Annotated in this window: 12 protein-coding genes; 9 read left to right on the forward strand and 3 right to left on the reverse strand. The window is 71.9% G+C overall.

Annotated features, from left to right (window positions below):
* Positions 1–238: 238 nt before the first annotated feature.
* Positions 239–694, reverse strand: a complete 456-nt coding sequence (locus tag E1294_RS52980) for a hypothetical protein (RefSeq protein ID WP_165977500.1) — start codon at positions 692–694, stop codon at positions 239–241.
* A gap of 471 nt (positions 695–1165) precedes the next feature.
* Here E1294_RS52980 and E1294_RS27460 point away from each other — a divergent pair, with 471 nt between their 5' ends.
* Positions 1166–1669 carry a hypothetical protein gene (locus E1294_RS27460; RefSeq protein ID WP_132513012.1) on the forward strand — a complete coding sequence of 168 codons (504 nt, stop codon included), beginning with the start codon at positions 1166–1168 and terminating at the stop codon, positions 1667–1669.
* 137 nt (positions 1670–1806) lie between these two features.
* Entirely contained in the window at positions 1807–2547 is a 741-nt protein-coding gene (locus E1294_RS27465; RefSeq protein ID WP_132513014.1) for an isocitrate lyase/PEP mutase family protein, read from the forward strand.
* On the opposite strand, the gene E1294_RS27470 is transcribed toward E1294_RS27465, so the two are convergent.
* The gene (locus tag E1294_RS27470) at positions 2541–3440 is read right to left on the reverse strand and encodes a ribonuclease Z (RefSeq protein ID WP_132513016.1); all 900 of its coding nucleotides are present in this window, start codon (positions 3438–3440) and stop codon (positions 2541–2543) included. The two genes, E1294_RS27465 and E1294_RS27470, sit on opposite strands and share 7 nt — an antisense overlap.
* On the opposite strand from E1294_RS27470, the gene E1294_RS27475 reads away from it, so the two are divergent.
* From E1294_RS27475 to E1294_RS27500, 7 genes are read left to right on the forward strand one after another with little or no spacing between them, the layout of a single operon-like run.
* Positions 3439–3975, forward strand: a complete 537-nt coding sequence (locus E1294_RS27475; RefSeq protein ID WP_132513018.1) for a methylated-DNA--[protein]-cysteine S-methyltransferase — start codon at positions 3439–3441, stop codon at positions 3973–3975. The genes E1294_RS27470 and E1294_RS27475 overlap by 2 nt on opposite strands.
* Positions 3976–3988: 13 nt before the next feature.
* A complete protein-coding gene (gene miaA / locus E1294_RS27480) occupies positions 3989–4894 on the forward strand; it encodes a tRNA (adenosine(37)-N6)-dimethylallyltransferase MiaA (RefSeq protein WP_246083315.1) in 906 nt (301 codons plus the stop codon).
* Between the two features lie 9 nt (positions 4895–4903).
* Positions 4904–5716 carry a diaminopimelate epimerase gene (gene dapF, locus E1294_RS27485; RefSeq protein ID WP_132513022.1) on the forward strand — a complete coding sequence of 271 codons (813 nt, stop codon included), beginning with the start codon at positions 4904–4906 and terminating at the stop codon, positions 5714–5716.
* A gap of 48 nt (positions 5717–5764) precedes the next feature.
* On the forward strand, positions 5765–6520 hold the full coding sequence (locus tag E1294_RS27490) for an SCO6745 family protein (RefSeq protein WP_246083316.1): 756 nt from the start codon (positions 5765–5767) through the stop codon (positions 6518–6520).
* Positions 6521–6539: 19 nt separating this feature from the next.
* Positions 6540–8816 (forward strand): tetratricopeptide repeat protein, encoded by a 2277-nt coding sequence (locus E1294_RS27495; RefSeq protein ID WP_165977501.1) that lies wholly within the window; start codon positions 6540–6542, stop codon positions 8814–8816.
* Positions 8817–8849: 33 nt separating this feature from the next.
* Positions 8850–8993, forward strand: a complete 144-nt coding sequence (locus tag E1294_RS56095) for an SDR family NAD(P)-dependent oxidoreductase (protein ID WP_246083317.1) — start codon at positions 8850–8852, stop codon at positions 8991–8993.
* Positions 8993–9373 (forward strand): SDR family oxidoreductase, encoded by a 381-nt coding sequence (locus tag E1294_RS27500; RefSeq protein ID WP_246083318.1) that lies wholly within the window; start codon positions 8993–8995, stop codon positions 9371–9373. The genes E1294_RS56095 and E1294_RS27500 overlap by 1 nt, the downstream gene beginning before the upstream one ends.
* Positions 9374–9441: 68 nt before the next feature.
* On the opposite strand, the gene E1294_RS27505 is transcribed toward E1294_RS27500, so the two are convergent.
* Positions 9442–10440, reverse strand: coding sequence for a helix-turn-helix domain-containing protein (locus E1294_RS27505; RefSeq protein ID WP_132513026.1), 999 nt, complete (start codon positions 10438–10440; stop codon positions 9442–9444).
* Positions 10441–10636 lie beyond the last annotated feature (196 nt).

The raw sequence follows: 10636 nt of genomic DNA on the forward strand, positions 1-10636 counted from the left end.
GCCCCCACCTCGTCGGGCGCCTGCTCAGCCCTCTGACCCGGCCACCCCGGCGCAGCCCTCGCGCCCGGGGCTGACGCCTGCCTTCGACATGCTCGTCGAGGCCGCCAGGCGGGCGCTCGAGGCGAACGCGCGGGCCGCAGCAGCGGGCAGGAGGGCCCCACTGATGACGGTGGGCTCTCTCCTGCCCGGCGCCGGCACCGGACAGGCGCTCTCGCGGCCGCGACCCGGATGGCGGAGGTCAGCGAGTGAGGCGGTCGAGGAAGCTGTAGCAGGGCTGCCGGCGGAAGTCGTCGAACGTGGCGCAGGGGTCGAGGCCGCGTGCCGGAGGCGGGGGGACGACCGACCGCCGGGTCGGCGCGGGTACGGGCGCGGGGTCGCGGGGAGGTGGCTGAGGGGGCGACTGCGGAGAGGGCGAGCCCTCAGGGCCGGGCGCCGCGGACCGTACCTGGACGGGAGTTCGGGGAGCCGCCGACCGGTCGCGGAGGGGCGGCGGAGGAGCGGCCGTGCGTTCGGGGAGGGGTGCCGGTGAGCCCTGGGACACGGTCGCGACCGGCGGGTCCGTGACCGGTGACGGGCGGACGGGTTCGAGCGTGCCCCAGGGCGGCGTTCCCGTGATGCCCAAGGACGGCGTTCCGGTGATGCCCCAGGGCGGCGGGACGGGCTGGATCCACGGCGGCGACAACGGCCCCATCACGGCGTCCACGATCTGTGCGGACGGTTGCGGGAACGTTCCAAGGAATGGCTCCGGAGATGGGGGCGCGGTTGCGATTGGTGTCATGTTCGACGCCCAGAGTGGTGGTGAAGGCGTTATCGATCTTGAGGACTGCGGAGATTCCTGATCGATTTCGGCGGAGCTTTGCGGAGACGGTTCTGGCGAGTCGGTGAATGCCAGGAAAATCCCCAGGGTCGCGGTGACGAGTACCCCGGCTGCTCCGGCCAGTGGTGCCAGGCGGGCGCGGCTACCTGGGCTTATGGATCTAAGGGGGGACAAGTCGTGATTCCTTCGTGATTGTTCTGCGAGCATTCCGGTGTTGCGGCTAGTGTGGTCCATCACCCGCGGAAGGCGGTGAGCTTTCCCGATACGACCGCAGGGAGCTGCAACACCATGCAAGGTTCGCGTGAGCCGGATCATCAGGAGATCCTGGTTGGGCCTGGGGACAACCGCTTGCCTTCGAGGAATGCGCCCCCGGGGCACAAGCCCTCGAAGAACAACAAGAAGATCGCCGTGATCGTCGCCTCGGTTGCGGTCGCCCTGGTGGCGGCGGCCGGCGGCGGCTACCTGCTGGCAGGAAACCCTGCTGATCCCGCACAGCCAGGAGGCGCGCAGCCGGTGGCCTCGCAGAGCGCCGGCGGCGACGAAGAACTCCAGGGCGACGACGACGCGACCATGGGCGACGCCAAGACCGACGCTCCTGACGACAACCTGCCGACCGGCGAGGACGACGGCAGCATGGGCGACGCCAGGACGGGCAACGACGGTGAGGGCGGCCCCGGCAACGACGACACGGGCTCGACGGGCTCCAACCGGTCCGATGGCACCAAGCAGACCAGCACCGGCAAGAAGCCCGCGACGACGTCCCCGAGCAAGCCTCCGCAGGACGAGGGCGACACCCCGGCCGACGGTCCGGCGGGCCTGGTCAACGGCCAGTGCGCCACGGGCGGCTGCTGAGGCGTCAGGAAGGCCGGGGCCGCTCGTCATGAGTGCCCGGTGAGCAGGTCACTCGCTCGGGTGCCGGTGAAGTGGCTTGCCGTATTTCGCCGGTATTGGACCTTCGGTGGTGCCGCGGCGCTCCGTAAGGTCGCCGCATGACGACTGACAAGGCGGCCGCGCTGCGAGCCCTTCACGTGCCGGGCACCCCGCTGGTCCTGCCCAACGTCTGGGACACCGCGTCGGCGCGCGCCGTACAGGATGCCGGTTTCCCTGTGGTCGCCACCGGCAGCGCCGCCATCGCGCGCGTGCTGGGCTACGAGGACGGCGAGGGTACCCCCGTCGGCGAGATGATGGCGGCGGTGGCGCGCGTGGCCAGAGCGGTCGACGTGCCCGTCACCGCCGACGTCGAGCGCGGGTACGCGCTCGAACCGGCCGCGCTCGCCGAGGCGCTGGCGGGCGCCGGAGCCGTCGGGTGCAACCTGGAGGACTCCGTCCCCGGCACCGGCGAGATGGTGGAGACCGGCGTTCAGGCGGACTTCCTCGCCGAGGTACGAGCCGCTGCGGGCCCGGACCTGGTGATCAACGCCAGGATCGACCTGTACCTGCACGGACACGGCGACCGCGCCGCGGCCGTCGAGCGCGGACGGCGCTATCTGGAGGCGGGAGCCGACTGCGTCTACCCGATCGGCCTGGCGGACGAGGAGGAGATCCGGGCGCTGGCCGGCGAGCTGGGCGGGATGGTCAACATCCACTTCTGGCCGGGGTGCTCCTCGCCGGCGCGCCTGGCCGAGCTGGGGGTGGCCAGGATCAGCTTCGGCGGCGGGCTGCACCGCGCGTCCGACGACTACACGCGTGGGCTGTTGGCGAAGATCAGGGAGGGCCGGAGCCCCTACTGACGGCGGCGCGGCACGGGGATCTTCATCAGATCGCGGGCGAGCACCACCTCGCCGTCGAAGCTGCGCCGCGCCTCGGCGGCGAAGGACGGCTCCTCGGCGAACCCGTACCGCTCGGAGAAGTGCGTGAGCACCAGCCTGCGCGCCCCCGCGTCCGCCGCCACCGCCCCCGCCTCGAACGCCGTCAGGTGCCCGTACTCCTTGGCCAGCGCGCTCTCCGATGACAGGAATGTCGACTCGATCACCAGCAGGTCGGCCCCCGACGCCAGCTCGAAGACGGCGTCGCAGAGCCGGGTGTCCATCACGAAGGCCACGCTCTGCCCCGGCCTGGGCTCGCTGCACTGGTCGAGCGTGACGCCGCGCACGGAGCCGGTGCGCTGCAGCTCGCCGACCTCGGGGCCGCGGATGCCGTGGGCGGCCAGCCGGTCGGGCAACATGCGGCGGCCGGCCGGCTCCTGGAGGCGGTAGCCGTAGGACTCGACCGGATGGGACAGGCGGCGCGCGGTCAGCGGGCCGACGGCGGCGAGGTCGCCGTCGAGGGGATGTTCGGAGATGACGGACGTGTCGGCGAACACGGCGGCGTGGCGGAGCCTGCGCCAGTAGGGTTCGCCGGAACCGGGGAAGAGTGCCCGCACCGGGTGCCTGACCTTGTCGCGGGCGATGCGCTGGACCACGCCGGGCACGCCCAGGCAGTGGTCGCCGTGGAAGTGCGTGACGCAGAGCCAGTGCACGTCGTGCGCGCTGACCCCGGCGTGCACCATCTGCCGCTGCGTGCCCTCGCCCGGGTCGAACAGGAAGCCCTGACCGTCCCAGCGCAGGAGGTAGCCATTGTGGTTACGGTGTCGGGTAGGGACCGCGCTGGAGGTGCCCAGCACCACGAGCTCACGTGAGGACATGATGCCGACCGCCGCAGAGACCGCCGCCTTCGCCGAGGTGCCGACGCCGGTCGGCCTGTTCGTGCTGGCCGTCACCGAGACCGGCCTCGTGGCATCGGGCTGGGCGTCGGCACACGGGTCGCGGGCGCGCCTGGCCGACGGGCTCGGCCTGCCTGAGGTTCATGATGCGGATCGTACGGCCTTCGCGGTCGCGGAGCTGAACGCCTACTTCGCCGGTGACCTGAAGGTCTTCGAGACGCCGATCGACTGGCGCCTGATGTCCGGCTCGCGGCTGCGGGTGCTCCAGGCCCTCCACCAGGTCCCGTACGGCACCGCCGTCACCTACGGCGAGCTGGCGCGGCGCAGCGGCTCCAGCGTGCCGGCCCGCGGCATCGGCTCGATCATGGGCTCCAACCCGATCCCGATCTTCGTGCCCTGCCACCGCGTGGTCGCGGGCACAGGCCTGGGTGGCTTCAGCGGCGGCGAGGGCGTGGAGACCAAGCGCCGGCTGCTGACCCATGAGGGTTATCTGCAACCGACGCTGCTCGACCTCTAGCAGACTGGTCAGCGTGAGCCAGCAGCCTGTCATCGCCGTCGTCGGCCCCACCGCGGCGGGAAAGTCCGATCTCGCCGTCGACCTCGCGCTCCGGCTGGGGGGCGAGTGTGTCAACGCCGACTCCATGCAGCTCTACCGGGGGATGGACATCGGCACGGCCAAGCTCACCCCGGCCGAGCAGCGCGGGGTTTCCCACCACCTGCTGGACGTCTGGGACGTCACGGTAACGGCCAGCGTGGCCGAGTACCAGAAGCTGGCCAGGGCCGTCTTCGAGCGCGTCGACGTGCCCGTCCTGGTCGGCGGCAGCGGGCTCTACGTGCGGGCGGCCATCGACGAGCTGGAGTTCCCCGGCACCGACCCGGAGATCAGGGCGAGGTTGGAGGCGGAGCTGGCCGAGCAAGGCACCGCCCGGCTGTACGAGCGGCTGCGCGGGCTCGACCCGGCCGCCGCGGCGGCGATCCTGCCCAGCAACGGCCGCCGCATCGTCCGCGCCCTTGAGGTCATCGAGCATTCCGGGCGCCCGTTCTCGGCCACGATGCCCTCCTACGAAGCGGTCTACCCGAGCGTGCAGATCGGCCTCGAGGTGCCGAGGCCCGAGCTGGACGAGCGGATCGCGGTCAGAGTCGAGCGCATGTGGCGGGCCGGCCTGGTCGACGAGGTGCGGGGGCTGCTCGGAGAAGGGCTGGCCGAGGGCCGCACGGCGAGCCGCGCTCTCGGGTACGCCCAGGTCATCCGCTTCCTGGAGGGTGAGTGGAGCGAGGAGCAGGCGATCGCGGAAACCATCAGGCTGACCAGGCGCTTCGCGCGCCGCCAGGAGTCGTGGTTCCGCCGCGATCCGCGAGTGTGCTGGCTGCCCTACGACGCACCCGATCTGCTTGAGCGATCCCTCGGTCGGATCGCGGCGAGCCGGAGTGCATAAACTCCTAGAATGCGCTTTCTCAAGGGGCACGGCACCGAGAACGACTTCGTCATCCTGCCCGATCCTGACGGCGAGCTGGACGTCTCAGCCTCGCTCGTCGCGAAGATCTGCGACAGGAGGACGGGCATCGGGGCCGACGGCGTGCTCAGGGTCGTGCGCACCAAGCAGAGCCATGAGGTGGCCGGGCAGGCGTCGGCGGCCGAGTGGTTCATGGACTACCGCAACGCCGACGGCAGCATGGCGGAGATGTGCGGCAACGGCGTGCGCGTGTTCGCCCGCTACCTGATCGACGCCGGGCTGGTGGAGCACTCGGAGTTCGCGGTGGCCACCCGTGGTGGCCTGCGCAAGGTCCGCGTCGAGCCGAACGGCGACGTCACGGTCGACATGGGCCGGCCCGTCGTCCACGGCGAAAGCGTGGCCACCGTCGGCTGCCACGAATACACCGGCCTGTACATCGACATGGGCAACCCGCATCTGGCCTGCGCCATCGGCGATCCCGTCGCCCAGCTCGACCTCGCCCACCAGCCGGGCTTCGACACGGGGGTCTTCCCCGGCGGCGTCAACATCGAGCTGTTCAACCCGGTGGGCACCAGCCGTGCGGTGATGCGCGTCTTCGAGCGCGGCTCCGGCGAGACCCGCTCGTGCGGCACCGGCGCGGTGGCCACGGCCGTCGCCGCCGCGAGCCTGTCGGGCGACAACACCGGCACGTGGACGGTCGAGGTGGCCGGCGGCACGCTGACCGTCATCCTCGACGAGGACACCAGCTACCTTTCCGGTCCCGCGGTCATCGTGGCGAGTGGCGAACTGATGCTTGCAGAATGATGTTCTCCTGAGGAATGCTGGGTTCACTTCGCGAACTGAGAGGTGGACATGACAGACCCACGCACGACCGCGACGCAGGTCAGGCCTTCGATCGGCCAGCTCGGTGGCGGTTGGATGCTCTCCAGAGAGGCCAAGGCCGTCTGCGACGAGTACGGCCTCGGCCCCCGCGAGTTCTACTTCCGCGGGCGCTGCGGCGTGCTAGGCGAATGTGACGCCGACGTGGTCAGCGCGGTCGTCGTCTTCTTCCCGCCCGAGCACGTCGAAGAGAGCTGGAACGGCGGCCGCAAGCTCGCCGCGGAGCAGGCCGTCGAGCTGTACGCCGAGGTGTGCAGGGCCTGGGGGCGGCGCAAGCTGGGCGGCCACGACGGCTGCGCCAGGATCGCCGAGCTGCTCCAGCGGGTCGCCGAGGAGGCCTCGCCCGTCGGCGCGCCGCTGTTCGCGGGCTGGCGGGCGGTGCCGCTGGCCGACGACTCACCGGCGCGTGCCGTGCAGCTCATGCACGTCGTACGCGAGCTGCGCGGCGGCCTGCACGCCAACGCCGTGATCGCGGCGGGCCTCGACCCCCTGGAGGCGACGCTCGCCGCCGGCCACGACGCGACCCCGTTCGGGCACACGACGGGGGAGCGGATCGCCCGGTTCTTCACCTGGCCGGAGCCCTACCCGCAGCCCGGCCCCGACGTGGTCGAGCGGCGCGCCGCCGTGGAGGAGACGACCGACGATCTCATGGCGCGCGCCTTTTCGGTCCTGAGCGACAGCGAATCGGACGAGCTGATCGGGCTTCTGCGTTTTGGGGACGCTCGTTGACCTGGCAGACTGGCTGCCCATGGACGTGGACATCTGGGCCTGGGTCGGCGAAACCCAGCAGCAGCTTTCTGAGGCGGGCAACGTTGGCCTCGCCATGGCGCTGGGAGACCTTCCCGCACAGGCCTATGAGGGCCGTAACCCGCAGCTCGACGTCATGGCTCCGGCCATCGCGCAGCAGGCAGAGGCCCTGGAGCTGCCCTGGCTCGAGTTCTACGCCCGCTACTGGCACCTGATCGGCCGCATCGGCGACCGGGCTCAGGGCGCGGTCGCCATCGACGACGCCCAGCAGCTGCTCGAGTTCGCTCAGCGCGAAGACGTGCGCGAGTGCCCGGCCGCTCCGGCGGCGATCGAGGCGATGGCCATCGCGTGGGCCAACGCCGACGGCCCCGGCCACGCCGCCGAGCGGCTCGACCTGCTGGGCACGCAGATCGAGGCGCTGACCCCGGAGAAGCCCGCCTTCACCGGGCTCGTCACGCAATATGTGGCCGCGCTCATCGACGCGGGCCGGCCGGGCGAGGCGGTGACCTATGCCGAGTCGGCCGTCGAGCGGCTGACAGTGGCCGGTCGCGAGGCGAGCTGGGAGCTCGGCGCCGAGAGCGCCCGCGCACTGCTCGCCGCCGGCCGGGCCGAGGACGCGCTGCAGGCGTTGCAGGCCGCATCGGAGTTCCAGCCGGACGACCCGGTGGCCAAGGAGCACCGTGACGGCGTGCGCAGGTCGCTCATCCTGGCCACGCTCGGTCGCATCGCCGAGGCCGTCGACGCGCTGCCCGACCTCGACGTGGTGGGCGAGCACCCGCGGGTGTTCGTCGAGTGGTCGCAGGCCGTCGGCAAGCTGGCCGGTTCGGCCCAGATCACCAACACCTGGCAGCTGGGCCGCGTGCTGCGCCAGTGGATCGACTACTTCAGCATGATGGGCGGCTATCGCGCCCGCGTCGAGCTCGCGCTGGTCGCGGGCGAGCTGGCCATCGGCAGGCAGGGTGTCTGGCAGGCCAGGCTGCTGGCCGACCTCGCCGAGTCGGGAGTCGCCGAGCTGCGCGAGACCGAAGGGCTCGCCGAGCGCGTCGCCGCCCTGCGGGCGACCGCCGACGCCACGGGCGAGCCCGAGCCGCCTGGCCCGCTGGAGGAGCGGGTCGGCCTCTTCGACGCCGCCGACGGCTTCAACGCCGACCCGGAGAAGTGGGTGGGCTGGCTGGCCCCGCTGTCCGGGCAGGACCTCGAGGCAACCCGCCGCCACACGACCACGGCCGGCTTCCTGGGCTACCCCGCCACCGGCGCCGACATCTACTGGACGATGCTGGTCGACTCCGGCGACATCGCCACCGCCGACTCCGACGACGTGGCCTACCTCACCACGCTGCTCATCGAGGCCCGCCAGGACGAGCGGCTGGAGCAGATGGCCGCGCTGTTGCCGCACGACGCCCAATACCTCGCGCTCGCCCGGCTGCACAGCGCCCGCGAGCGCTGGCCCGAGACGCTCGAAGCGGCCGAGCACGCCGTGGCGGCCGGCGCCGGGCTCGAGGCCCGCCGCCTGCTGTCGGGCGCGGCCCAGCAGCTCGACCAGAACGACAGGGCGGCAGGAGTGCTGCACGAAGTGCTCGACGAGCTCGTCGAGGAAGACGTCTGGCGCATGATCGTCATGGCCACCTCCGCCGAGAACTGGGAGCTCGTGCACCAGGGCGCGGCCAAGGTCGGCATGCCGATCAAGTCCAAGGAAGGCCCGATCGAGGAGGAGATGGGCCTCATCAGGGTCATCCTGCCCGCCCCCGACGGCGGCCAGCGCCAGGTCCTGTCGATCCGCACCGGCCCGGCCACCGCCAGGCTGGCGCTGCCGCAGCCGCGCGGCATGGACTACAACGCCGGCGACCTGGTCGTCTTCGACCCGCAGCTGCTGGAGCCGGTGCCCGAGGACCCCGAGGAGCAGCAGAACTTCGTGCCGCCCTTCGCCGCGGTGCGCATCCTGCGGCCCGGCGGCTACACCAGCTACTTCTTCGACGGCGCCGCGCCGAGCGAGGAGGACTGGGCGGAGTTCACCGAGGTCATGGCCGAGCGCGGCTGGCCGATGTGGGTCTACAGCGACGAAAACTACACCGTCTCCCACCCGTCCTCGGGTGAGCCGCTGCCCGGTGTGTTCGGCTGGGTCGCGGTGCCGCCCGACGTGTCGCCCAACGAGGTCGACGCCCTGCTCGACGACGCCACCGAGCGGTGGGTGCACCCGCTGGCCTGGCTCGACCTGGCCCGCGAGCTCGACGTCGAGGTCGAGCGGCACGAGCGCATCGTCAAGGAATACGGCCTGTAAGGCTCCCGGGCGACCGGAAAGTCGAGGGCTGACGTGCTGGAGCGCTTCCGGCTCGACGGCAAGGTGGCCATCGTCACCGGCGCCTCCGCCGGGCTGGGCGTCGCCTTCGCCCAGGGCTTGGCCGAGGCGGGCGCCGACGTCGTGATCGGCGCCCGGCGCAGGCGTGCGCGCGGGTGATGCGGCCCGGCTCGTCGATCGTCAACATCGGCAGCGTGCTCGGCGAGACCACGGCAGGGTTGCCGCAGGCCGCCTACAGCGCGTCCAAGGCGGCGGTGACCGGGCTGACGCGCGACCTCGTGCAGCAGTGGACCGGTCGCCGCGGCATCAGGGTCAACTGCCTGGAGCCGGGCTTCTTCGCCTCCGAGATGACCGAGCAGTACAAACCCGGCTATCTGGAGCGGATGGTGGAGTCGCGGGTGGTGATGGACCGCATCGGCGACCCGGCCGACCTGGTGGCCGCCGCGGTCTTCCTGGCGGGCGACGCGGCGTCGTTGTGGTGGGCCGCGTCCAGCGGCCCACCACAGGCAGCAGGAACTGCGCCTACATCACCGGGGTGACACTGCCGGTGGACGGCGGGATGCTGATCACTTAGGCCCCGCCACGAGCGGTGGACGGCGGGCTCTGTTCACTTGGGCCCCGCCACGAGCAGGTCGTGCCGGGCGGCGAGGAAGCCCGCGTGGAAGCGGGTCCTGGCGCCCAGCCGCTCGCACAACACCTGCACGCGGCGCTGCACCGTGCGCGGGCTCAACCCCAGCTGCCTGGCGATGGCGTCGTCCTTCATCCCGGCCGCGAGCAGGGCCAGCACTTCGGCGTCGGGGGCCTGCGGCCACATTTCGGGCTCCAAGGCCTCGCCGGAGGTCAGGCGCAGCGGCACGGCGGCCCGCCACAACGTCTCGAACAGCCCCACCAGAGCGTCGAGCAGCGCGGACGGATGCACCACGAGGGCGCTCTCCACGGCTCTGTCATCGTCGGAGACCAAGGGCAGGATGGCGGTGCGGGCGTCGGCGACGGCCAGCTTGACCGGCACCTGGCCGAGCCTGGCCTGCTCGCCGTCGGCGACGGCGCGGCGCGTGTGGGCGAGCATGCCGGGGTGCTCGAACGCCAGCGGGCTGTAGATGCCACGGGTGGGTGCTCCATGGCGGGCCGCCCGCTGCCGGTTCTCCTGGTCGTCGCTGATGTCGACCGCGTACGGGGGATGCACGAGCACGAGCATCTCCCGGGTGGCGTTGCGTTCGAGCTGCAGATAGCGGCGGGCCACGGCGTCGCGCCCGGTCACCACCTCCAGCACCTCCTCGGGCTGCGGCCCGCTGCGCTCGGCGACCTCGGTGGCCAGCAGCGCGGCGGCGGCCCTGCTGTGGACGATCTCCTCCTGGCGTCGGGCGACGAGGATGTCGATGGCGACGTTCGGGGGAGTGGCGACGAGTCTCAGCGGGCGGCCCGCGACGCGGGAGATCAGCCCGAGGTCCTCCAGCCTGGGCAGCATGCGGCGGATGGCGGCGGGCGACGAGCCTGTCTCGGCGGCGAGCCGGCTCAACGTGGCGGGGCCGTGTCCGAGCAGGGCGCGGTAGGCCGTCTCCTCGGCGGCGGTGACACCGAGCCCCTCCAGCAAGCGCCGCTGCGCCATGTCGCCCTCACCCCCAAGATCCCCACAAGCGTAAGGTGACCGCGTTCAGCGGTCCACCTGGCTGCGGTGCGGACTGCGGGCAGCGGTCCATCCCAGGCCGCGTTGGGCGGTTCGGCGGAGGTTGGGGGAGACGAGTTCACCGTGTTCCGGAAAGCCGCTCTTGTTCCAGAGGTGCGCATGGCTCTATGTTCGGTTG

The sequence above is a fragment of the Nonomuraea diastatica genome, from assembly GCF_004349015.1.
Taxonomy (GTDB): Bacteria; Actinomycetota; Actinomycetes; order Streptosporangiales; family Streptosporangiaceae; genus Nonomuraea; species Nonomuraea diastatica.